This window comes from Vibrio ponticus (assembly GCF_009938225.1).
Taxonomy (GTDB): Bacteria; Pseudomonadota; Gammaproteobacteria; order Enterobacterales; family Vibrionaceae; genus Vibrio; species Vibrio ponticus.
In genome coordinates, this window is sequence record NZ_AP019657.1 from 2,635,633 (window position 1) to 2,658,874 (window position 23,242).

At 47.2% G+C, this 23,242-nt stretch carries 20 protein-coding genes; 14 read left to right on the plus strand and 6 right to left on the minus strand.

Going from position 1 to position 23,242, the window contains the following annotated elements; all coding sequences use genetic code 11:
- Positions 1-11: 11 nt before the first annotated feature.
- Positions 12-1,034, plus strand: coding sequence for an EF-P beta-lysylation protein EpmB (epmB, locus tag GZN30_RS11835; RefSeq protein ID WP_075649450.1), 1,023 nt, complete (start codon positions 12-14; stop codon positions 1,032-1,034).
- An 83-nt stretch (positions 1,035-1,117) separates the two neighbouring features.
- The gene (locus GZN30_RS11840; protein WP_075649451.1) at positions 1,118-1,618 is read left to right on the plus strand and encodes a prepilin-type N-terminal cleavage/methylation domain-containing protein; all 501 of its coding nucleotides are present in this window, start codon (positions 1,118-1,120) and stop codon (positions 1,616-1,618) included.
- A 95-nt stretch (positions 1,619-1,713) separates the two neighbouring features.
- Here the strand turns inward: GZN30_RS11840 and pfkA are convergent, their stop codons facing one another.
- The 3 genes from pfkA to GZN30_RS11855 form a co-directional block, all read right to left on the minus strand.
- The gene (pfkA, locus tag GZN30_RS11845; protein ID WP_075649452.1) at positions 1,714-2,676 is read right to left on the minus strand and encodes a 6-phosphofructokinase; all 963 of its coding nucleotides are present in this window, start codon (positions 2,674-2,676) and stop codon (positions 1,714-1,716) included.
- 271 nt (positions 2,677-2,947) lie between these two features.
- A complete protein-coding gene (gene fieF / locus GZN30_RS11850) occupies positions 2,948-3,856 on the minus strand; it encodes a CDF family cation-efflux transporter FieF (RefSeq protein ID WP_075649453.1) in 909 nt (302 codons plus the stop codon).
- Between the two features lie 99 nt (positions 3,857-3,955).
- A complete protein-coding gene (locus tag GZN30_RS11855) occupies positions 3,956-4,444 on the minus strand; it encodes a CpxP family protein (RefSeq protein ID WP_075649454.1) in 489 nt (162 codons plus the stop codon).
- A 183-nt stretch (positions 4,445-4,627) separates the two neighbouring features.
- Between GZN30_RS11855 and GZN30_RS11860 the strand changes: the two genes are divergently transcribed.
- The 4 genes from GZN30_RS11860 (at position 4,628) to trmL (ending at position 8,047) form a co-directional block, all read left to right on the plus strand.
- Positions 4,628-5,311, plus strand: coding sequence for a response regulator (locus GZN30_RS11860; protein ID WP_075649489.1), 684 nt, complete (start codon positions 4,628-4,630; stop codon positions 5,309-5,311).
- The gene (gene cpxA, locus GZN30_RS11865; RefSeq protein ID WP_075649455.1) at positions 5,311-6,735 is read left to right on the plus strand and encodes an envelope stress sensor histidine kinase CpxA; all 1,425 of its coding nucleotides are present in this window, start codon (positions 5,311-5,313) and stop codon (positions 6,733-6,735) included. The genes GZN30_RS11860 and cpxA overlap by 1 nt, the downstream gene beginning before the upstream one ends.
- Before the next feature lie 99 nt (positions 6,736-6,834).
- Entirely contained in the window at positions 6,835-7,443 is a 609-nt protein-coding gene (locus GZN30_RS11870; RefSeq protein ID WP_075649456.1) for a superoxide dismutase, read from the plus strand.
- A gap of 124 nt (positions 7,444-7,567) precedes the next feature.
- On the plus strand, positions 7,568-8,047 hold the full coding sequence (trmL, locus tag GZN30_RS11875) for a tRNA (uridine(34)/cytosine(34)/5-carboxymethylaminomethyluridine(34)-2'-O)-methyltransferase TrmL (protein ID WP_075649457.1): 480 nt from the start codon (positions 7,568-7,570) through the stop codon (positions 8,045-8,047).
- Between the two features lie 82 nt (positions 8,048-8,129).
- On the opposite strand, the gene GZN30_RS11880 is transcribed toward trmL, so the two are convergent.
- Positions 8,130-8,669, minus strand: coding sequence for an FxsA family protein (locus tag GZN30_RS11880; RefSeq protein ID WP_075649458.1), 540 nt, complete (start codon positions 8,667-8,669; stop codon positions 8,130-8,132).
- A gap of 454 nt (positions 8,670-9,123) precedes the next feature.
- Here GZN30_RS11880 and aspA point away from each other — a divergent pair, with 454 nt between their 5' ends.
- From aspA to GZN30_RS11920, 8 genes are all read left to right on the plus strand, one after another.
- Positions 9,124-10,563, plus strand: a complete 1,440-nt coding sequence (gene aspA / locus GZN30_RS11885; protein ID WP_075649459.1) for an aspartate ammonia-lyase — start codon at positions 9,124-9,126, stop codon at positions 10,561-10,563.
- Positions 10,564-10,715: 152 nt separating this feature from the next.
- Positions 10,716-12,023 (plus strand): anaerobic C4-dicarboxylate transporter, encoded by a 1,308-nt coding sequence (locus GZN30_RS11890; RefSeq protein ID WP_075649460.1) that lies wholly within the window; start codon positions 10,716-10,718, stop codon positions 12,021-12,023.
- Between the two features lie 223 nt (positions 12,024-12,246).
- Complete coding sequence (locus GZN30_RS11895; protein ID WP_075649461.1) at positions 12,247-14,049, plus strand: protein-disulfide reductase DsbD; 1,803 nt, start codon at positions 12,247-12,249, stop codon at positions 14,047-14,049.
- A 159-nt stretch (positions 14,050-14,208) separates the two neighbouring features.
- Positions 14,209-14,844 carry a response regulator gene (locus GZN30_RS11900; RefSeq protein ID WP_075649462.1) on the plus strand — a complete coding sequence of 212 codons (636 nt, stop codon included), beginning with the start codon at positions 14,209-14,211 and terminating at the stop codon, positions 14,842-14,844.
- A 191-nt stretch (positions 14,845-15,035) separates the two neighbouring features.
- On the plus strand, positions 15,036-15,662 hold the full coding sequence (locus tag GZN30_RS11905) for a MarC family protein (protein ID WP_075649463.1): 627 nt from the start codon (positions 15,036-15,038) through the stop codon (positions 15,660-15,662).
- 217 nt (positions 15,663-15,879) lie between these two features.
- Positions 15,880-16,143 carry a DUF4212 domain-containing protein gene (locus GZN30_RS11910; RefSeq protein ID WP_075649464.1) on the plus strand — a complete coding sequence of 88 codons (264 nt, stop codon included), beginning with the start codon at positions 15,880-15,882 and terminating at the stop codon, positions 16,141-16,143.
- A 12-nt stretch (positions 16,144-16,155) separates the two neighbouring features.
- Positions 16,156-17,883, plus strand: coding sequence for a sodium:solute symporter family protein (locus GZN30_RS11915; protein ID WP_075649465.1), 1,728 nt, complete (start codon positions 16,156-16,158; stop codon positions 17,881-17,883).
- A 150-nt stretch (positions 17,884-18,033) separates the two neighbouring features.
- A complete protein-coding gene (locus GZN30_RS11920; protein WP_075649466.1) occupies positions 18,034-18,519 on the plus strand; it encodes a hypothetical protein in 486 nt (161 codons plus the stop codon).
- Positions 18,520-18,532: 13 nt separating this feature from the next.
- Here the strand turns inward: GZN30_RS11920 and GZN30_RS11925 are convergent, their stop codons facing one another.
- Together GZN30_RS11925 and GZN30_RS11930 are read right to left on the minus strand one after the other, a co-directional pair.
- On the minus strand, positions 18,533-21,964 hold the full coding sequence (locus GZN30_RS11925; protein ID WP_075649467.1) for a hybrid sensor histidine kinase/response regulator: 3,432 nt from the start codon (positions 21,962-21,964) through the stop codon (positions 18,533-18,535).
- Between the two features lie 75 nt (positions 21,965-22,039).
- Positions 22,040-23,227: a 3-phenylpropionate MFS transporter gene (locus GZN30_RS11930; RefSeq protein WP_075649468.1), complete on the minus strand. Its 1,188-nt coding sequence runs from the start codon at positions 23,225-23,227 to the stop codon at positions 22,040-22,042.
- Positions 23,228-23,242: the final 15 nt, after the last annotated feature.

Here is a 23,242-nt window from a genome sequence, read left to right on the forward strand (position 1 = left end):
AGTTAAATTTAATGCCGCACATCATAACCCGAAATGCCGATTCTGTTGAGCAAAACTGGCTCAAACAGCTAGCTAATGGGATCTCTGATCCTGCAAAACTGCTGGAACAATTGGAGATCGATCCATCACCATGGCAACACGGATTTGAAGCGAGGACGCTTTTTGCACAGCGTGTGCCGCAAAGTTTTGTCGATAGAATGGAAAAAGGCAATCCTTTTGATCCGCTTTTACGCCAAGTTTTACCGTTATCAGAAGAATTTGCGGTACATGAAGGTTACTCAACCGACCCGTTGGAAGAGCAAGATAATCAAATCCCAGGGCTTTTGCACAAATACCGCAATCGAGCGTTAATGATTGTCAAAGGTGGCTGCGCGGTAAACTGTCGTTATTGCTTCCGCCGTCACTTCCCTTACCAAGAGAACAAGGGCAGCAAATCGGTGTGGCAAGCAAGCTTGGATTACATCGCTGCGCATAGTGAACTCAATGAAGTGATCTTTTCCGGCGGCGACCCTTTAATGGCAAAAGACGATGAGCTGCGTTGGCTAATTGAGCGTATCGCTACCATTCCACACATTAAGCGTCTGCGTATTCACTCTCGCTTGCCCGTAGTGATCCCAGCGCGTATCACGGATGAACTGCTAGAAATCTTCCGTTCGACTCGCTTGCAAGTGATCTTGGTCACCCACATCAACCACGCTAATGAGATCAACCAAGAGCTGACAGACAAAACCGCACAGCTTAAGCAAAACGGCGTCACCCTACTCAATCAAGGCGTGTTACTTAAGGGCGTCAATGACAGTGTTAAAGCGTTAGTCGCCCTCAGCGAAGCGTTATTCGATGCCAATATTTTGCCTTATTACTTACATGTGCTGGATAAGGTGCAGGGGGCTGCGCATTTCTTGGTGAGTGATCAAGAAGCCAAACGATTGATGGCAGGTCTCATTGAAGAGGTCTCGGGTTATCTCGTACCAACCTTAACCCGAGAAATCGGTGGTCGCCCAAGCAAAACGCCGCTCGATTTGCATTTAGAATAATTTTTACACTAAGCGCACAGTAAACAGGTAGGCGATGTTGTTACAATACTCCAGCCTGTTAACTACCCAACTTTTAACTGACCATGTATAAAAAAGTGATCGGCTTTACCCTTATCGAACTTGTTGTCGTGATTGTTGTTCTTGGCATACTGGCTGTCACCGCTTTACCGCGCATGGTAAATCTACAGACAGATGCTCGCATCTCGGCACTGCAAGGGTTAAAAGCGGGCATGCAAAGCGCTGCTGATATGGTGCACCCCATTGCGATACGAGAAGGATTCGGCAGCGTCAGCCGTGCAGAGATGACGATTGAAGGTGATAAGGTAAAACTTGCTTACGGTTACCCTGCTGCTATCGCCAAAGAGAATTGGGCAAACCTTATTCAAACCACCTTTGTCGATGGTGAGCATGATGCAAACATTCCGAGTGAATGGTACTTCCACAATCCGGGGAGCGATGAGGATGGTTGGATACGTTTTATGCCAAAGTCTCGCAAGTCATCAAGTGAACAGTGCTACTTCACCTACTATGAAGCCAGCGCCACTGAGCCACCCCGCTTTGAATTTACCACTAGCGGCTGCTAGCGCTATCAGAGAGTTCGAGTACGACCAAAGGTTGGTTAATCTCAGAGACAAAAAAACCACCTCAAGCGGTGGTTTTTTATCTCAATCAAAGCAGTTTAGAATAGTTCTTCAGCAACTTTGTATAGATCGTTACGTACTGGACGTTTCATGTTCTCGATCGCATCGATGATATCGTGGTGAACAAGTTGCTCTTTAACGATACCCACGCAACGACCACCGTGACCTTCTAGAAGTAGGTGAACAGCGTAGTTACCCATGCGCGATGCAAGTACGCGGTCAAACGCAGTCGGACGACCACCACGTTGAATGTGACCTAGAACCGTTGCACGAGTTTCACGACCTGTTGCCGCTTCAATCTCTTTCGCTAGTTCGTTAGCATCCATCATCAGCTCAGTTAGAGCGATGATTGCGTGTTTCTTACCTTTTTCGATGCCATCTTGGATATTGCCAATTAGCTTCTCTTTGTCTAGACCAGTTTCAGGAGTAATGATGTACTCACAACCGCCAGCAATCGCAGACATTAGCGTTAGGTCACCACAATGACGGCCCATGATCTCAACGATAGAGATACGTTGGTGAGATGATGAAGTATCACGAAGACGGTCAATCGCATCAATAACGGTGTTTAGTGCAGTTAGGTAACCGATTGTGTAATCAGTACCTGCGATATCGTTATCGATAGTGCCTGGCAGACCGATACATGGGTAACCCATTTCAGTTAGCTTTTTCGCACCCATGTAAGAACCGTCACCACCGATAACAACCAGTGCATCAATGTCGTGCTTCTTCAGGTTTTCGATCGCTTTTTCACGAACTTCAACTTCACGGAATTCTGGGAAACGTGCAGAACCTAGGAAAGTACCGCCTTTGTTGATCACATCAGACACGCTAGAGCGGTCCAGTTTCACGATGCGGTCTTCGTATAGACCTAAGTAACCGTCTTGAACGCCGTATACTTCCAAACCTTCAGATAACGCTGTACGTACTACGCCACGGATAGCTGCGTTCATACCAGGTGCATCACCACCACTCGTTAAAACACCGATCTTCTTAATCATGCTCACCCTCGATTTTTGGGAATCTTGTTTCAATTTTTACGTTAGAGGCTTTCAAAACAAGCCGCTAACCAGATTCTTTAGTTGTGCAATATGTTACCTTGCCTTGTAAGGAATACTACTTTTATTTGCACGAAATTATGTAAGTTTTCTACTTATGTAAGAGTATTACAGTTTTATTGGTTAACTTTGTTGATACATATCAGTATCACGTTTATTTGTCGTATCGTTGAAAAGATAGTCAATTAAAACGCGTAATCCAACCTCTGTTTTGTTACCAATCTGCAGACTTTTGCAGTCGCTCGGAAGTATGCACAACCGAGTATGGGTCTTGGTGTATCAGGATATCCGCTTGCGGAAAGGCTGCCAGTAAACTGAGTTCAACCTGATCAGAAATTCGATGCGCTTCTATTAATTTTAATTCATCCTCCAATTCGAGATGCAGCTGGATAAAACGCACTGGACCCGACATACGAGTTCGTAACTGATGCACCCCAAGCACCCCTTCAACCTGTAAGCAGACCTGTTTTATTTTCAGAAGCTCTTCCTCAGGGAGTTGGCGATCAAGCAGAGTTTGAATCGCCTCGTGTACCATTTTGAACGCGCTATACAAAATATAGATGCCAATCCCCACTGCAAATACCGCATCCGCCTGTCCAAGCCCTGCCCAACTTAAGCCCAGCGCCAACATAATCGCCGCATTCATATAAAGGTCAGTTTGATAATGAAGGGAATCGGCTGCAATGGCTTGGCTACCCGTTTTTCGCACAACGCTCTTTTGGAAACGCACCAAAGCAAAAGTGACCAAGATGGCAAACAAACTCACATAAACACCGAGTTCTGGGGATTGTAAATCTTGCGGTCTAAAGAAACGCTCAATACCGTTGAGGATCAAAAACACCGCAGAACCCGAGATAAACATCGCCTGTGCTAACGCGGCGAGCGACTCCGCTTTACCATGACCAAAGCGGTGCTCTTTATCTGCTGGTTGCAACGAGAAGCGAATCACCACTAAGTTAACGACTGATGCGGCAATATCGAGCATTGAATCAATCAGTGAAGCAAGTAAGCTCACCGATCCCGTGACCCACCAAACCACTAGCTTAATAATTAATAGAAAAGTCGCGACTAGGGTCGCAGCCCATGCCGCCATAGTGACAAGCTTTGCGTAATCTTGTTTCATCGTTGTTTTTTCATCATTTGTGATGCCGCAATTATAACCAGCTTAGCCAAAAAGCAACAAGGCAGCCATTTGGCTGCCTTGGGATCATATCTAATTAAATTAGCTGCGGTGTTTACGTTTTTCACCACATTTGTCCATACGCTCTTTGCTCAGTTCAACAAACTTAGCTTTTTGTTCTGGCGTCAGAACACTTAGCATTTGGTACTGCTTCTCGAGCATTTTAACCTTACGCTCAGTTTGCTGCTCAACCATTTGCTTCGCCAAATCGTTGGCTGCCGCTTGGTCAAAGTTGTCCGCTAATACCAACTGCTGCACTTTCTCGTGATGAGCTTGACGCTCGGCTTTACGCGCTTCAAAGTTCGCTTGGTAGTGCTCTTTCATCTGCGCTTTGTTTGCTTCACGCATCTCTTTAAGTTGATCTTTTTGTGCATCGGTTAAGTCCAACTGTTTCATGATGCCGCGGTCCATTCCACCTTGACAGTGTCCACCTTTATGCTCGCCTTTGCCGCCAAATGCCAGTGCGCTTGCTGATGCAAATACCATTGGAACAACCGCCGCAGCCAATACAAGTTTCTTAACAGTTTTCATAATCTATACCTTTTAAGTGTGTTAGTGAGGCTGCGATTGCAGCGCTTGAATATAGATTAGATCCCTGGAGGTAAATTGGCGTCTAGAGAGCGTAAAGATACGTAAAGAGCAAAATTTACGCTAATGCTTAACAGCAATAACCAGTAATATAATCAAGGTAACGCTTATATGAAGGGCAACGAAATGGCGCATATCTTACTGATTGATGACGATACTGAATTAACCAGTCTTCTCAAAGAAGTTCTTAGCTTTGAAGGTTTCACGGTTTCTGAAGCCAATGATGGTGAAGCAGGCTTAGCTGCGCTCACCAAAGAGATCGATCTGATTCTACTGGATGTGATGATGCCAAAACTCAATGGCACGGAAACTCTAAAACGTATCCGTGACAAGTGGGAAACCCCAGTTTTGATGCTTACCGCCAAAGGGGAAGAAATTGATCGCGTTATCGGTTTAGAGCTCGGCGCAGATGATTACCTACCCAAGCCATTTAGCGATAGAGAGTTGCTTGCGCGCATTCGCGCTATTTTACGTCGCACGCAAAATACCACCAGCAAATCAAGCGATTGCCTTGAGTATCAAGATATCAAAGTCTACCCGGGCAAACAGGAAGCTTACTGCCAAGAGCAGCTGATTGATTTAACTACGACCGAGTTTGCCCTATTGAGTCACTTTATTGCTCACCCTGGTGCGACCGTCACCAAAGAAGAACTCAGTTTAGATGTGCTTGGCAAGCGCCTCGCAGCCTTTGATCGCGCCATTGATATGCACGTGTCTAACCTACGCAAGAAACTGCCTGAACGTACCGATGGTAAACCAAGGATTAAAACTCTTCGCGGACGTGGCTACTTATTGGTGGAGGAAGATTAATGCGCTTTCCGCGTTTCACCAGCCTATATGGGCGTATCTTTGCGATTTTTTGGCTCACTATGTTGTTAGTGGTGATTGCCGTGCTTGCGCTGCCCCATCTCGATCCCCGTAAGCCTCATGCTATTCCGGCGGAAAACTACAAACAGATGCAACTTTTCGCGGCATCGGTGGAAAAACGCTATCAAGGTGAAACCAACTTCAAACGGCTACTGCGCAGAATAGAGGCGGATCGCCCTGCCCCTTACCACTCGAAGTCAGATTCACGTGATGCTAAATCTCGCGCTCGAACGCCAAAGCCACTCTACTTTCTCACCGATCTCGATGGCAATATTGTCAGTATTCAGAAACAGCATGACTTCAAAATTCGTGCACTGCAAAACCTCATCTCCACCATTGAGTCACCAGAGCAACCAAAACAACGACTATACGGTCGGTTTATGGTCGCAGGTCCTGTCCCTGTTACCTTAGCCAATCAGCCATTGCATATGTACATCTCATTCAAGTGGGATGAGCCGCCACCGTTTCTGTTACGCCTTTTCGATCACCCGTTACAACTGCTACTGACCGTAATGCTAGTGAGTACCCCATTTTTACTGTGGCTTGCTTGGGCGTTGAGCCAACCAGCACGCAAGTTAGAACGCGCGGCGAAACGTGTCGCCAAAGGAGAATTCATTGCCGATCCAAGCTTAGAAAAAGGTACCTCTGAGTTTCGTCAAGCGGGGACGGCGTTCAACCAAATGGTCCAAGACGTCAATCAGATGATCTCCGGTCAGCAGCGCCTGTTATCGGATATTTCCCATGAATTGCGCTCACCATTGACTCGTCTACGCATGGCAACCGCACTGGCAACGCGCAAGCAAGGCGAGAGTCCAGAGCTAACGCGTATTGATACCGAAGCGCAGCGCCTAGAGCAGATGATCGCTGAACTGCTTGAACTGTCACGAACACAGTTAGACAGTCATACAGACAGAGAACAGCAACCACTATCCAGTTTATGGGAAGCCATATTAAGTGATGCGCAATTTGAAGCGGAGCAGATGAATAAAACACTCAGCTACTCACCGATTCCCGAGCGAACCATTTCTGGCAAGCCCAAGTTATTGATGAGTGCGTTAGACAATATCGTACGCAACGCGATCCACTACGGAAAAGATCAAATCGAAGTGTCGATCTTCGCCGATCGTGAACAAGTGATCGTCCATGTTGATGACAATGGTGAAGGCGTGCCAGAGCAGGAACTCGAAGCGATTTTCCGTCCTTTCTACCGAGTCTCAACGGCGCGAGACCGAGTGAGTGGTGGTACTGGATTAGGGCTAGCGATTACTCAAACCGCAGTGCGTCAACATAGCGGTACTATCGAAGCAAGCCACAGCCCACTTGGTGGATTGCGAGTAACGGTGTGTTTACCACTGCTCTACGAATAAGCCTATTTGCTACGTAACCGCGAATACCCTTACAAAAACACAGTTGATAATCGATCTCATTATCATTTAAAGTAAATCCTTCACCAAGGAGGATTTACTATGTCGCATTTATTTCCAGAACTTCCTTATGCTTATGACTCGTTAGAGCCATATCTCGATGCTAAAACAATGGAAGTTCATTACAGCAAACATCATCGTACTTATTACGATAAATTTATTGCCGCTATCGCAGGTAGCGACCTTGAAGCCGCCCGCCTAGAAGAGATCTTCGCCAATGTCTCTCAGTTATCACCCGCTGTGCGCAATAATGGTGGAGGCTATTACAACCATATTCTCTATTGGAATTGTATGGCGCCAAATGGTGGTGGGCAACCGAGTGGTCAATTAGCCCAAGCGATAACTCAAACCTTTGGTAGCTTCAGTGAGTTTCAAGAGCAATTCGCACAAGCCGCCGTCAATACCTTTGGTTCTGGTTTTGTGTGGTTAATCGTCAAAGATGGTCAACTAGAGATTGTTTCCACCCCTAACCAAGATAACCCACTGATGGATGTCGCCTCGACACAAGGCGAGCCCATCCTTGCTTTGGATGTGTGGGAACATGCTTATTACATCAGCTATCAAAACCGTCGCCCGGAATACATCGATGCATGGTGGAATGTGGTCAACTGGTCAGCGATTGAAGATAACTATAGACAAGCTATCGCATAGTCAGTTTACTAACAACGTCAGTCAGCGACGTGCATAACGTCGCTAAATTTCGCCTCTCTATCCCCCACATCCGTGCATACTGGTATACTCGATGCAGTTTTCTTCACTTATACCGTTAGATTCCATGTTTGATATCGCTCTATACGAACCGGAAATTGCGCCAAATACTGGCAACATTATTCGACTGTGTGCCAACTGTGGCGCCAACCTACACCTAATCGAGCCACTTGGTTTCGATTTAGAAGAGAAAAAAGTCCGCCGCGCTGGATTGGATTACCACGATCTTGCCCGCGTGAAACGTCATAAAAACCTACAAGCATTCCTCGACTATTTACGTGATGAACGTGAAGGCGATTACCGTATTTTCGCTTGTACCACCAAAACAACCGGTCATCACGTTGATGCCAAGTTCCAGCAAGGCGACGTGCTGCTATTTGGTCCGGAAACTCGCGGCTTGCCTGCCGATGTAATTGATAGCTTGCCAATGGAACAACGCATCCGCATTCCTATGATGCCAGATGCGCGTAGCCTCAACTTGTCGAATGCAGTGGCGATCATCGCGTACGAAGCGTGGCGCCAGATGGGATTTGACGGTGCGCAGTAAGCGTAGATTTTTGATATAACTTCGATATAGCTTCGATATAAAAAGGGCGCCGAAGCGCCCTTTGTGTGAATGAATACCAAGCTTAGTTGAGCTTGTGACGATCATTGTCATCGTCATCTTTGCGCTCATATTCACCTTCAAAGGTGTTGCCATTATCACCGCGTTGATCAAATGGATTACGCTGAAATGGATCTTGGTCGAAACCACCTTGCTCACCAAAGCCGCTTTGATTGCCAAACCCGCCGTGGAAACTGCCACCGACGGATTTCACCACCATTTTGCTCATCAGATACTTAGCAATTGCAGCGCGAGGCGCTGGCAGCAATACTAACATACCCAAGGCATCGGTCATAAAACCCGGAGTCAGCAGTAATACACCTGCAACCGCTAACATCACACCTTCAAAAATTTGCTGAGCCGGCAACTCACCTTGCTGCAGACGATTTTGCACGTTCATCAACGTCTGCAAACCTTGACTGCGCACTAATGATGCCCCGACAAACGCGGTGATCAGCACCAGCGCAATGGTCGGCCATAAACCAAGAAACCCGCCTACTTGGATAAACAGGCCAATTTCAATAATCGGTACTAAGATAAATAGTAAAAGTAAGATAGGAAACACAGGCCCTCCTTTGTTACGCACACATTAGCGCTAACTCACCATTGCGACAACTGTTTCCCTATTCGAAATGTTAGAAATCGTGACCGTTCATCTTAAGTGTACGAAAACTGACAGATATCACATCATCAATAGGGTTAAGTATGGTTGGTCGAGTCCATCGTGACTAGGAAAACACCCCAAAATAGCGGAGGGTGTTAACAATAAAAATGCCTAGTTTTCGACTCTGGTTAACAAGCGAGGGTTACTGGATGAAGTACGTCAAAGCAATGAAATATTTTTCATTGCTTTGGTGCAAATAGTGATCCAGTTACTATTTTTATGAATTGGGTCCAGTATCATGTGGCACATAAGTCAGGACGGATTTTCAGCCAACATTTCTGGCGAATGGATTCTTAATTTCAGAATTGGCATGACATTCAGCTTAATTTGATAATAATTCTTAAAGGATCCACCTATGGCTACCCTTACAGCGACTAATTCAGCTACTCGTATCGAAGAAGATCTACTGGGCGAGCGTCACGTTCCAGCAGATGCCTACTACGGTATCCACACGCTACGCGCAATCGAAAACTTCAACATTTCTAACGTTACCATTTCAGATGTACCAGAGTTTGTGCGCGGCATGGTAATGACGAAGAAAGCTGCAGCACTAGCCAACAAAGAGCTAGGCGCAATTCCAAAAGAAGTGGCTGATTACATTCTTCAAGCGTGTGATTTGATCCTTGAAACAGGTAAGTGCATGGATCAATTCCCATCAGACGTCTTCCAAGGCGGCGCTGGCACTTCTGTAAACATGAACACCAACGAAGTGATTGCTAACGTTGCGCTTGAACTGATGGGTAAAGAGAAAGGTGAATACCACTTCATCAACCCAAATGATCACGTTAACAAGAGCCAATCAACCAACTGTGCTTACCCAACCGGTTTCCGTATCGCGGTTTACAACAGCGTACATAAACTAATGGACGCAATTGAGTACCTAAAAGGCGCATTTGAACTGAAAGCTCAAGAGTTTAAAGGCGTACTTAAAATGGGTCGTACTCAGCTGCAAGACGCGGTACCAATGACCGTTGGTCAAGAGTTCCACGCATGGGCTGTGACACTAAACGAAGAGATTCGTGCTCTAGACTACACCTCAAAGCTACTGCTTGAAATCAACCTAGGTGCAACAGCCATCGGTACAGGTCTAAACGCACCTGCTGGTTACCAAGGTCTTGCGGTTAAACACCTAAGTGAAGTGACGGGCTTAGAAGTCGTGCCAGCTGAAGACTTGATTGAAGCGACATCAGACTGTGGCGCTTACGTAATGACGCATGGCGCCCTAAAACGCCTAGCGGTTAAACTGTCTAAGATCTGTAACGACTTACGTCTGCTTTCTTCTGGTCCTCGCGCAGGTCTAAATGAATTGAACCTACCTGAACTACAAGCCGGTTCATCAATCATGCCAGCAAAAGTCAACCCGGTAATTCCAGAAGTAGTAAACCAAGTGTGCTTTAAAGTACTCGGTAACGACAACACCATCTCATTTGCCGCAGAAGGCGGTCAGCTACAGCTGAACGTAATGGAACCGGTTATCGCACAAAGCATGTTTGAGTCTATCTCTCTACTACACAATGCATGTGTGAACCTACGCGATAAGTGTATTGACGGCATCACAGTGAACAAAGAAATCTGTGAGAACTACGTTTACAACTCAATCGGTATCGTGACTTACCTAAACCCATACATTGGTCACCATGAAGGCGACATCGTGGGCAAAATCTGTGCAGAAACCGGTAAGAGCGTGCGCGAAGTGGTGCTGGATCGCGGATTATTGACCGCTGAGGAGCTTGACGAGATCCTTTGCGTTGAAAACTTCATGCATCCAACGTATAAAGCCAAACGTTACGAATAACAAATACCAGAAGGGTCCCGCAAGGACCCTTTTTTAACGCCGCAATTTGGCGATTAAATTTACCTTATGATGTATTGCGCGTTTTGCCTAAGCACTTTTTGCTTATGCCGCTAACATCATGGAATAAAACTTAAAAAGACGGGGGTCATTTTATGGTAGCAGTCGAACTGTTCGTCGTTCTGCTCTTTATCTTCTTGGGAGCAAGAATCGGGGGCATTGGCATTGGTTTCGCAGGTGGTGCTGGTGTTATCGCTCTATCACTGGGATTAGGTGTACCAACCAGCCAAGCGTTCATCCCAATCGATGTAATTTTAATCATCATGTCGGTGATTACCGCTATCGCCGCTATGCAAGTCGCCGGTGGTTTAGAGTGGCTAGTACAAGTCGCGGAAAACTTTCTGCGTAAAAACCCTAAGCGAATCACCTTCTATGCGCCAATTGTGACTTTTCTAATGACGCTTATGGCAGGTACAGGTCACACCGCATTTTCAACCTTACCTGTGATTGCAGAAGTAGCAAAAGGTCAAGGTGTGCGCCCGTCTCGCCCACTGTCTATCGCGGTCATTGCATCACAAATCGCTATCACAGCTTCGCCAATTTCAGCGGCGGTGGTGGCTTTCGCGGCAATGCTAGCACCAGTTGGTGTTGATTACCTCACGCTGCTGGCAGTGTGCATTCCAACCACTTTCATCGCTTGTATGATCGGCGCATTCGTCGCGAACTTCATGGGCTGCGAACTCAAAGATGATCCTATCTACCAACAACGTTTGGAGCAGGGGCTTATCAAGCTTGCCAGCGAAGAAAAACGTGACATCCTACCGACCGCCAAAAAAGCGACCTACATTTTCTTAACCGCAATCGCGCTTGTGGTGTGTTACGCCGCGATGATCTCTGACTCAATCGGTCTTATTGATAACCCTGCGCTTGGTCGTAATGAAGCAATCATGACCGTTATGCTAGCCGCGGCAGCTGTGATTGTAATGACCACTAAAATTGATGCCAACCAAATTCCATCAGCCAGCACTTTCCGCTCAGGTATGACAGCTTGTGTGTGTGTTCTTGGTGTGGCATGGCTTGGGGCAACGTTTGTTAACGCACACGTTGATGGCATTAAAGAGCTCGCTGGTGAACTATTAGCAGACTACCCATGGATGCTTGCGCTGGTGCTATTTTTCGCGTCGATGCTGCTCTACTCTCAAGGGGCGACCACGGTTGCACTCATGCCAGCAGCGCTTGCGATTGGTGTGGCACCGCTAACGGCAGTTGCATCATTTGCCGCCGTCAGTGCCCTATTCGTTCTGCCTACCTACCCAACTCTACTCGCCGCAGTCGAAATGGATGACACTGGCTCAACGCGCATTGGTAAATACGTATTCAACCACCCATTCTTTATTCCTGGTGTGGTCACGATTACCTCTGCGGTGACACTTGGTTTTATCTTTGGCGGTATGGTGATTTAACTCACCTCGCACAAACTGACGAACGTCAAGTCAACACAACATCTCAAAAGGCGCTGCGGCGCCTTTTTTCTTTCCCCTTACAATCGTCACTCGACAATAAAAAGCCTCAATACTGAAACTATTTGGCTGTTTTCTCTGTCCTATTAAGTCAAATGAAGGTTGCATTGGATAAAAATCCAACCTGTACGTAAAATACCCGCAAGTTAAATTAAGTGATTTTTTTATGCGCTCAGTTTTTTCCATTCTGATTTTATGCCTGAGTGTCGTGGCGACACCTGCAATGGCGCTGTTTAACAACAATAGCAGCACACCAAGTTTTGCCACTGACAACAACCGCTTTGTGCCGGTTGATGAAGCATTCCCGTTCAACCATTTTCAACAAGGCAACCGTGTTTTCCTCGACTGGCAGGTCAAACCGGACTATTACCTATACCAAGAACGTATCTCCGTGAGCGCAGAAAATGTCACTCTTGGTGAGATCACCATGCGCAATGGTGAACCATACAACGATGAATTTTTTGGTGACGTACACATCTATACCGAGCCGCTGTTTGTTGAAGTGCCACTTGAACAATATCAAACTGGCGCACGTTTGATCGTCCAATATCAAGGGTGTGCCAAAGCTGGTTTTTGCTACCCGCCAGAAACACGCGTTATTGATGTAGACCCTTTCGTCGCAAGCAAATCAGACTCTGTTGAAAGCGCACCGGATAACTTGACGACCAACACCACAACAGCTCAAACCACTGCGACTCAATCAAGCGCACCGCAGTCGCAAGAGAGTTCTCTTGCCAGCAAGCTTGCCGATAACTGGTGGACACCACTGCTATTTTTAGCTTTGGGGGTAGGTCTGGCTTTCACACCATGCGTACTACCGATGTACCCAATTCTTACGAGTATCGTATTGGGCAGTGGCAAGCTCAGCCATCGCCGAGCACTAAGCTTATCGTTTATTTATGTGCAAGGTATGGCGCTCACTTATACCCTGCTGGGGTTAGTCGTGGCTTCCGCTGGCATGCAGTTTCAAGCGGCGATGCAGCATCCATACGTATTGATTGGTCTTAGCATCATGTTCGTTGCTCTTGCCCTGTCGATGTTTGGTGCTTACACCTTACAACTGCCTGCCAGTGTGCAAACCTGGCTAAGTGGTTTAAGTAACAAACAGCAAGGTGGCAGTAACGCTGGCGTATTTGCCATGGGGGCGATATCAGGCTTAGTCTGCTCACCTTGCACAACAGCGCCGCTTTCTGGTGCTCTGCTTTATGTTGCTCAAAGTGGCGATCTCCTAACTGGCGCGGTGGCACTCTATGCGCTGGCATTAGGTATGGGTATTCCACTGATGCTCGCGGCAGTGTTTGGCAACAAACTGCTACCAAAAGCCGGCGGCTGGATGGATCGCGTTAAAATCCTGTTTGGTTTCGTGCTCCTTGCTGCGCCGATTTTCTTACTTGAACGTATCTTGCCAGAAAGTTGGGCAACGACACTTTGGTCTGTTCTCGGTATTGCAGCCTTTGGTTGGCTCTACCATATAAAAAACAGCCTCACATTTGGTGGTTGGAAGCAAAGCATGGTCGGCATTATCGCGGTACTTGGCTTAGTGACTTCGGTTCAACCGCTATACAGCACCTGGATAAACCCACCCGCACAAGAGCATCAAGCGCGCGTTGAGTTTATCAAGGTTGCAACGGTCAGCGAGCTTGAAGCACAACTAGCAAAAGCGAAACAAGCAGGTAAACCTGTGATGCTCGACTACTACGCAGACTGGTGTGTCGCCTGTAAAGAGTTTGAAAAATACACCTTCCATACGCCAGAAGTCGAAGCCAAACTGCAAGACTTCATTTTGCTGCAAGCCGATGTAACGAAAAATCAGATGCAAGATATTGAATTACTTCAGCGCCTTAACGTACTTGGACTGCCGACTATCGAGTTTTGGGACCACAGTGGTCAGCACTTAGTTAGTGCTCGTATTACAGGTTTTATGGATGCGCCAAGCTTCATTCAGCATCTTGATAACCACCAGCTCTAAGCGCAATCATGGTTAAGTTAAACGCCCCAGTTTGTCTGGGGCGTTTTTATTTCTAAGACAAAAGTCGATTTAGTTCAGACTTTTAGCGTACAAACATTGTTCAATCAGTCAAACAACATAATAATTCTATTAACCAAATAACAATAAGTGATTAACGTCATGGATTCGACTTACACGATTATTATTGCTGACGACCACCCGCTATTTCGAAATGCCTTGTTTCAAGCCATTCATATGGCTATCAGTGGCGCGAACTTGCTTGAAGCGGACTCGTTGGAAGCACTGCTCACATTGTTGGCGAAAGAGTCGGATCCGGATCTGTTGTTACTTGATCTAAAAATGCCGGGGGCAAATGGCATGTCAGGCTTAATTCAGCTTCGAGCTGAATACCCTGATCTACCGATTGTCGTCGTTTCCGCCAGTGAAGAACCATCGGTTGTCACTCAAGTGAAAAGCCACGGTGCGTTTGGTTTTATCCCTAAATCGAGCGATATGCGCGAGCTGATCAGTGCGCTCAATCAGGTACTCAATGGCGAACCTTTCTTCCCCGAAGGATCCATTACCAATAACGCAGCGTGTACCGATCTCGCGGAAAAAATTGCCACCCTGACACCGCAGCAATACAAGGTACTGGGCATGCTGTCTGATGGCTTGCTCAACAAACAGATCGCGTACGAACTCAACGTATCTGAAGCGACCATCAAAGCGCATATGACGGCGATTTTCCGTAAACTCGGAGTAAAAAATCGTACTCAAGCGGTAATTTTGTTGCAGCAGCTTGAGTCTGAAGGTTAATTCACTCAACGCTAACTTTCTCTTGCATGACTTTTGCTACACTTAGCATGTTGGTGTTTTAACACACCTATCCCTCTGTTAATTCCTGAGATAATTCGTATCGTTATAGCTCGCCTTTTGCCCGATGGCAATTTGAGTGGGTTCTCACGTCACAATAGTCTCACCCATCTAACTAACTCTGGGAGATCACTTTGCTTAGTATTGTGCTTACTCAATTCGTCGTCTTGTGGGCAGTCATCGATCCGGTCGGAACCGTGCCTGTTTACCTATCACAAACTCAACATTTGTCTGTTAAACAGCGCCGCCTCGTGGCACTCAAGGCTGTCGCCATCGCAACCGGTTTGTTGCTGTTTTTCTTAATTGCCGGTCAATTGTTACTGGAAGCGATGCAAATTCCGTTGCCTGCTTTTCAAGCTGCGGGTGGGTTAGTGTTACTCCTGTTTGCACTCACCATGATCTTTGGGGAGAGTAAGCCCGATCAAGAAAAAAAATTAACCCAAGAATTAAGCCACTCTGAATTAGCGGATCTCGCCGTCTACCCTCTCGCAATGCCTTCGATTGCCTCTCCGGGTGCCATGATGGCAATTGTGATGCTGACCGATAACCACCGCTACTCGCTTATCGACCAAGCAATCACCGCCGGTGTCATGCTCTCCGTATTGATCATTACGCTGTTATTTCTATTAATGGCTAGCCATATCCACAAGCGGATCGGCAGCGTAGGCGCGGCGATCATTAGTCGTGTCATGGGGCTGATTTTGGCGGCTGTTGCACTAAATAATCTATTAATGGGGATTCGCGACTTCTATTTTGTGTGATCGATCCACCATTACTCGTGCTACAGCATTAGACCTTTGGCTTAGTTAACACAAAATTAACATTCATAAAATACCAGCAAATATTTTAAGCCATTGTTTTAAAAGAATTTAATCAAAAACCATTGCCGACTAAAGTTGAAAAGAGATCTTGTCACGACGCTGCTATTGTAAATCGTGAAACAAATTCTTAACAACAAACATGCGTAAGGAGACGGCAATGGCGTTTGAAAGTCAGGAACGAGCCAAAGCCTATTGGGAAAAGAACGTAAGACTAATGATCGGTTTAATGGTTGTTTGGTTCTTCGTATCTTTTGGCTGTGGCATCTTATTTGTTGATGTGCTTAACCAATTCCAGATTGGTGGCTACAAACTTGGCTTCTGGTTTGCTCAACAAGGCTCCATCTATACCTTCCTAGGGATCATTTTCTACTATGCGTGGAAGATGCGTCAGATCGACCGCGAATTTAATGTAGATGAGTAAGGAGTAGCTCAGATGGATTTGAAAACTATCACTTACCTAGTTGTAGGGGCGACATTTATCCTCTACATAGGTATTGCAATCTGGGCTCGTGCTGGCTCAACGAAAGAATTCTATGTCGCTGGCGGCGGTGTAAACCCAATTGCAAACGGCATGGCGACAGCCGCTGACTGGATGTCAGCAGCATCGTTCATTTCAATGGCGGGTCTAATTGCCTTTATGGGCTACGGTGGTTCCGTATTCCTAATGGGTTGGACTGGTGGTTACGTACTACTTGCTCTACTACTGGCACCTTACCTACGTAAGTTTGGTAAGTTTACCGTGCCAGAGTTCGTGGGCGAACGCTTCTACTCAAACACTGCACGTATCGTTGCGGTTGTGTGTCTTATCATCGCATCAGTAACTTACGTTATCGGTCAGATGAAAGGTGTGGGTGTAGCATTTGGTCGTTTCCTAGAAGTTGATTACTCAACAGGTCTACTGATCGGTATGTGTATCGTATTTATGTACGCGGTAATGGGCGGCATGAAAGGTATTACGTACACGCAGATTGCTCAATATTGCGTACTCATTCTTGCTTACACTATCCCTGCAATCTTTATCTCTCTGCAGCTAACTGGTCACCCTCTGCCACAAATCGGTCTTGGGAGTACCATTTCCGGCACCGATGTCTATCTACTCGACCGGCTCGATCAGGTGGTGACAGAACTTGGCTTTAGTGAATACACCACCCAAGTTCGTGGCGATACACTCAACATGTTCGTCTACACCATGTCACTAATGATTGGTACCGCAGGTCTACCGCACGTAATCATCCGTTTCTTCACTGTACCTAAAGTACGTGATGCACGAACGTCAGCAGGTTACGCACTACTGTTCATCGCAATCCTATACACAACAGCTCCTGCTGTATCTGCGATGGCGCGTCTAAACCTAATGGATACTGTGAATCCAGCTCCTGGTCAGCACCTTGCTTATGATGAGCGTCCTGACTGGTTCAAGAACTGGGAAAAAACAGGTCTACTGGGCTTTGATGACAAAAACAACGATGGTCTGATTGAGTACACCTCAAACCCAGCCACCAACGAGTTGAAAGTTGACCGTGACATCATGGTACTGGCTAACCCTGAGATTGCGAAACTGCCTAACTGGGTAATCGCACTTGTCGCGGCGGGTGGTCTGGCAGCGGCACTGTCTACCGCAGCGGGTCTATTGTTGGCTATCTCCTCGGCGATATCCCATGACTTAATTAAAGGTGTTATCAACCCGAACATTTCTGAGAAGAAAGAGCTACTTGCTAGCCGGATATCGATGGCGGTGGCAATTGCGGTGGCAGGCTACTTAGGTCTCAATCCACCAGGCTTTGCCGCCGGTACGGTAGCCCTCGCCTTCGGTCTTGCCGGATCCTCCATCTTCCCTGCATTGATGATGGGTATCTTTAGCAAGAGCATCAACAAAGAAGGTGCGATTGCCGGTATGATCGCAGGTATCAGTGTGACGCTATTCTACGTATTCCAACACAAAGGCATCCTATTTGTTGCGGATTGGACTTACCTAGAAAGCTGGGGTAGCAACTGGTTCTTCGGCATCGAACCAAATGCATTCGGTGCGATTGGTGCGCTATTCAACTTCATCGTGGCATTCGCTGTATCGAAAGTAACCGCGGAAACACCACAAGAAGTGAAAGATCTGGTTGAGCACGTACGTGTACCAGCTGGTGCAGGTGACGCAGTCGACCACTAAAATCTAACCTAAAGCACAAAAGCCCCTACGGGGGCTTTTTTATTCCTCTTAGTCTGTTTAAATAAAGTTCTATACCCAATAACTTAACTCAGTAAGCTCATGAGTTATTAGGTATAAAATTTTAGCCCGTCGTAGTAGCAAGGAAGCCCTATGTTTAAAAACAAACACATCATCATCGCCCTGTTGGTCGCGCCAATTCTTTCTATTATCGCTTACTTTGGTACCGACTTAGCTCTGAGTGAGAAGCCTCACGCGGCTAAAGAGGGGCAAAGCTACAAGCTGCTGAGCAAATCAAACTGCCGCTACACCAGTGGTATCTGTGATATGGAAAATGGCGAATTTAAAATCAAGTTCCGTTCAGAGAATCTAACCGCCGAAGGATTAGAGCTATCGCTGACATCCGCTTTTCCGCTAGAAGGCATCAAGCTATCTCTGGTTGACGATGCTGATCAGCAAGCTAAACCTCTCGATATGCAGCCAGCAAGTGAGGACGGTAAAAACTGGTTTATCAAACTACCCGCACCGGCATCAGAACAAAGTTGGTTACGTGTTGCGGCGCAAGCAGACGGCGTGCTGTATTACGGTGACACTCAAACAGCGTTTGTAAAATACGAAACGCTGCTAAGTGAACAATAACCAGATATCCGTCCTAGGCGATACAGTTGAGTATCGCCCTGAGTTTGAGTGGCTTGACTGGTTTAGGTATAAAGCTAAAGCTGTTCGACTCGATGCCTGCCAACATATCAGGGGTGCGATCAGCACTGATGATCACCCCGATAAAGCTATCCCCAAGACGTAAACGACACTGCTGCAATACCTCAAGCCCGGTACGACCATTATCAAGACGGTAATCGGAGAGAATCACATCCGGCTGCCAAGCATCCTCTATCGCTTGCATGCTCTCAACAATATCAACGGCGCATCGCACATCGCATCCCCATCGAGCGAGTAACTGCTCCATACCGATCAAAATGTCGGTTTCATTGTCGACGCACAGCACTTTGATATGGCTGAGATCCGATGCAGCTTGAATCGGTGAAGCAACGGCTTGCGGCGCCGCAAAGGCAGCTCGTTTTAGACGAATCGAAAACACACTGCCACTACCGGGCCAAGAACGCATCGCAATCTGATGACCAAGCACATTGGCAATCCCTTTGGAGATCGCAAGACCTAACCCCAACCCTTGGTCCGAGCGAACCTGATTGCCTCGGTTAAACTCTTCAAAGATCTCTTGCTGCTTATCTTCGTTGATCCCTTCACCGTTATCCCAAACTTCGATTCGAACATCATCGCCATCACGGCGGACTCCTAACACCACCTTTCCACGTGGACTGTAGCGGAACGCGTTAGTCAAAAAGTTCTGAACCACACGGCGCAGTAATTTGGGATCAGATTCCACCAGCAACTGACTCGGCACCATACTAAACTCAATACCCTGCTGTTTAGCCAAAGCACTGAACTCGGCATTAAGATTGGAGAGCACATCGTTAATCGCGAAACCGTGCACATTAACGTCTAACTTGCCGGACTCGAGGCGAGAAATATCCAAAAGATCGCCAATCAAATCTTCGGCAGCCCCAAGAGCACTTTCAATGTGATTGGCCAATTGCTTGGTTTCACTCTCCTTCGCCACTTCAGAAAGAGATGAAGCAAACAAGCGCGCGGCATTAAGCGGCTGCATTAAGTCATGACTGACCGCGGCTAAGAAGCGGGATTTCGAACGCGACTCATGTTCAGAGCGCTGAGTCGCCGTGACCAGTTGCTTGTTGAGACGTTCTAACTCTTGCGTACGAGCCTGCACACGCTCTTCAAGCGTTTCATTGGCCTCTTTCAAGGCTTGCTCGGCATCACGGAAGACGGTGATATCGGTAAAACTCATCACAAATCCGCCACCTGGCATCGGATTTCCTTGCACTTCGATCACGCGCCCATCAGGGCGAACACGCGAAGAAGTATGACGAGTACCTTGTTCTAAGTGGTATATCCGGCGCCGCACATGATCCTCTGGGTCACCAAGACCACACAAACCTTGCTCGGCATTATGACGAATCACGTCAGCAATCGGGCGACCGACTTGAATCAACCCAGGGGGAAATTCGAACAACTCTAGATAGCGCTGGTTCCATGCCACCAACCTTAACTGCTTGTCGACAACCGCAATCCCTTGGCCAATATGTTCAATCGCACCTTGCAGTAAGCCACGACTAAAGTCATACAGTTCAGAGGCTTCGTCGACAATGGTCGCCACCTCTTCCAACTGCATGTTTCTGCCTTGCAAAGCAGAAGTAAGCACTAACTTAGCGGAAGAGGCACCAAACACCCCAGCTAAGACACGCTCGGTATGGCGGATCAAACTTGAAGGTGCTTGCTGATTGGGCATTAACGTTTGTCGTTGCTGCCCCCAATATTGTTGAAAGGCGCTGCGCACTCGATGGCGACCGACAAACCGTGAAGCGAGCATCTCTAGTTCAGCCACCGTCACTCGGCTTTGGTAGAGGCTCATGTTCTCACTTTCCGGCAACGGCGTACCAATAAACGAAGCCGATTGCAGTCGCTCACTCAAACTGGCGCGCGTCAGGATAGAAATCAATATATAGCATAAGGTGTTGGCGCTTAAGCTCAGCACTATCCCCCATTCTGAAGCTTGTAAGCCCACCTCACGCAAGATGGTCGGTGGTTCTATTAACCAAAGCAGTACATTGTTATGGCTATCACCGGCCAACAAGCCTGTCGCATTCATTAGCGTGATTAGCCATACCGCAAAGCCAAATAGCAGCCCAACGTAAACACCCTTACGATTTCCTTGGCGCCAATACATACCGCCAATCAGTGCTGGCGCAAACTGACCTATCGCGGCAAACGAGAGAAATCCTATCGCCGACAGCGAAGGAATGTTGCCCAGTACCTGATAAAAACCCCAAGCCCCTAGAAGCAACAACAAAATCAAACCACGGCGGATCACCAATAGCAATCCAGAAAACTGGCGATGACCACGATTACTCAAGCGCATCCGACGCAGCAGTAATGGCATCACCAAGTCGTTGGATACCATGATAGCCAGTGCGATGGTCGAGACAATCACCATACCACTGGCAGCCGATGTGCCACCTAAAAATGCCAATAACGCCATATCGGTTGCCCCAACAGACATTGGTAAACTGATGACGTAAGTGTCAGCACTCACGCCAGCAAGTAGCCCTTGACCAACCCATGCAATCGGCAAGACAAACAAGCCCATTAAGATCAGATAGAGTGGAAATAACCAGCGCGCGGTGTGTAAGTCTTGTGGGCGCTCATTCTCCACCACCATGGTATGGAACTGACGCGGTAAACAGAGAATCGCTAACATGGTCAACACCGTATGGATAATCAATGTTGGCCAATTGGGCGCCTGATAGGTTTGCGCCGCCAAGTCCATTAAGACAATGTCACTGCGGTTTAAGGCGAGGAAGAGAATGAAACAGCCGACGGTCATAAATGCCACCAGCTTTACAATCGACTCAAACGCGATCGCCATCATCATGCCACGATGATGTTCGGTATTATCGATATGGCGAGTACCAAACAGCATGGTAAATATAGCCAGCGCCAAGACCACAAACCACGAAGCATCAACACCAGCAAGTAGCCCTTGCTCTTTCAAGGTTGGCGCAACAACTTCAAGCCCCATGGTAATACCACGCAGTTGCAAAGCGATATAAGGCAAGATACCGACTACTGCGATTAAGGTGATCACAACCGCCAGCCCTTGTGACTTACCATATCGAGCCGCGATAAAGTCCGCTATCGATGTAATGTGTTCGCGCTTAGCAATAATGATCAGTCTGGCGAGGATTCGCCAACCTAAGGTGAAAACGATGATGGGGGCAATATAGATAGGAAGGAAAGACCACGGATTGCTGCTTGCTTGCCCGACCGTGCCGTAAAATGTCCACGAAGTACAATATACCGCAATGGATAAGCTATATATCCAAGGCCGCCACTTCGCCAGCCAACTGCGTTTTTGATCGCCATACCACGCGATCCAAAACAACAGACCGAGATACAATAATGATACGGGAATCACTAGCCATCCTTGCATGCGATATCCTTAAATTACACTCTGTTAGATAACGCTATTAAACTAACAGAGTGTATAAATATCAATCAGATGAGGTTAATTCTGTGCTTCAAGCTCCGCTTTATTTAACTCATCGTGACGTTGACGTGTTTTCGGCTCTGCACGAATAAACAGAGCTAATACTCCCATCGCGGCCATCACCCAAAACACATTCGCGCCCCAGTTTTCATAACCCCAACCACTGAGCGCCGTCATCAACGCAATAAATGCACCAAGAGGAATCGCATTGTACAGCGCTTGTAGAGCCACCATGCGGTTTTGTGCCGACGCTTGGATGTATTGAATTGCCGCGATATGAGCAACCGCAAACGTCACACCATGCAGCAACTGAATAGCGACCAATGCTACCAGTGCCGTGGTCGATGCGGTGAGCCCCCAACGCACAATCACCCCAACCGATGCCACTAAAAACAGCGCGCGTAAACTCCAACCAACAAATAGACGCTTACTTAAGGCAAAGATGGCAATCTCAGCCAGCACACCTAGGCTCCATAAGTAACCAATCGTTGCTTCCGAGTAGCCTGCTTCTTTCCAATAAATGGTACTGAAACTGTAGTAAGCGGCATGACTACCTTGAATTAAAGCCACCAAAGCCAAAAAGCGAATTACGCTATTTTCACGTAGCAGTGCGAGCACTTTCGGACGCTCCATCTGCGCTTCACTTTCCGTGACTGGCATCGGATTAATCGCACGCATCGAGAACAGCAATGCGGCTAACATCCCCACCATTGCCGTGTAGAGAATCATATCCGTACCATAGAGCGAGACGAGATAACCCACCACAGTTGATCCGGCGATAAAGGCAATCGAGCCCCATAGACGAGTACGACCATAATCGAGCATTTTTAAGCGAGCATAATGGTTCGCCATTGCATCCGAGATCGGCACGATAGGACCACAGCAAAGGTTAAATAACACCGTCGCGACTGCCATAAGCCAGAAACTGCCACCAGTAAAGAAGTGGAAACCAACAAATAGCAAGCCAGCCAAACTGAACGCACGCAGCGCCGGCATGAGATGCTCGACTTTGTGAATACGTGGTGTGATAACTAAGTTGGCAACACAACGCGTTGCAAAACCAATACCGACCAAAAGACCAATATCAGCTGGTGATACACCTTGGTTTTCAAACCAAAGTGACCAAAATGGGAGATAGACACCATAGGCGAAAAAGAAACCGACTAGGTATTGAGAAATCCAGCCGTAAGGCGAAGGGGTAAACATGGTGACCTCTAATTC

Excerpts from the sequence above, each read along its gene's own strand:
- GZN30_RS11895 (WP_075649461.1), top strand. The coding sequence starts at position 12,247 with ATGCGCTCAGTTTTTTCCATTCTGATTTTATGCCTGAGTGTCGTGGCG.
- GZN30_RS11870 (WP_075649456.1), top strand. The coding sequence starts at position 6,835 with ATGTCGCATTTATTTCCAGAACTTCCTTATGCTTATGACTCGTTAGAG.
- GZN30_RS11900 (WP_075649462.1), top strand. The coding sequence starts at position 14,209 with ATGGATTCGACTTACACGATTATTATTGCTGACGACCACCCGCTATTT.
- cpxA (WP_075649455.1), top strand. The coding sequence starts at position 5,311 with ATGCGCTTTCCGCGTTTCACCAGCCTATATGGGCGTATCTTTGCGATT.
- epmB (WP_075649450.1), top strand. The coding sequence starts at position 12 with ATGCCGCACATCATAACCCGAAATGCCGATTCTGTTGAGCAAAACTGG.
- GZN30_RS11855 (WP_075649454.1), bottom strand. The coding sequence starts at position 4,444 with ATGAAAACTGTTAAGAAACTTGTATTGGCTGCGGCGGTTGTTCCAATG.
- aspA (WP_075649459.1), top strand. The coding sequence starts at position 9,124 with ATGGCTACCCTTACAGCGACTAATTCAGCTACTCGTATCGAAGAAGAT.
- GZN30_RS11860 (WP_075649489.1), top strand. The coding sequence starts at position 4,628 with ATGGCGCATATCTTACTGATTGATGACGATACTGAATTAACCAGTCTT.
- GZN30_RS11925 (WP_075649467.1), bottom strand. The coding sequence starts at position 21,964 with ATGCAAGGATGGCTAGTGATTCCCGTATCATTATTGTATCTCGGTCTG.
- pfkA (WP_075649452.1), bottom strand. The coding sequence starts at position 2,676 with ATGATTAAGAAGATCGGTGTTTTAACGAGTGGTGGTGATGCACCTGGT.
- GZN30_RS11840 (WP_075649451.1), top strand. The coding sequence starts at position 1,118 with ATGTATAAAAAAGTGATCGGCTTTACCCTTATCGAACTTGTTGTCGTG.
- GZN30_RS11930 (WP_075649468.1), bottom strand. The coding sequence starts at position 23,227 with ATGTTTACCCCTTCGCCTTACGGCTGGATTTCTCAATACCTAGTCGGT.
- GZN30_RS11920 (WP_075649466.1), top strand. The coding sequence starts at position 18,034 with ATGTTTAAAAACAAACACATCATCATCGCCCTGTTGGTCGCGCCAATT.
- trmL (WP_075649457.1), top strand. The coding sequence starts at position 7,568 with ATGTTTGATATCGCTCTATACGAACCGGAAATTGCGCCAAATACTGGC.
- GZN30_RS11910 (WP_075649464.1), top strand. The coding sequence starts at position 15,880 with ATGGCGTTTGAAAGTCAGGAACGAGCCAAAGCCTATTGGGAAAAGAAC.
- GZN30_RS11890 (WP_075649460.1), top strand. The coding sequence starts at position 10,716 with ATGGTAGCAGTCGAACTGTTCGTCGTTCTGCTCTTTATCTTCTTGGGA.
- fieF (WP_075649453.1), bottom strand. The coding sequence starts at position 3,856 with ATGAAACAAGATTACGCAAAGCTTGTCACTATGGCGGCATGGGCTGCG.
- GZN30_RS11915 (WP_075649465.1), top strand. The coding sequence starts at position 16,156 with ATGGATTTGAAAACTATCACTTACCTAGTTGTAGGGGCGACATTTATC.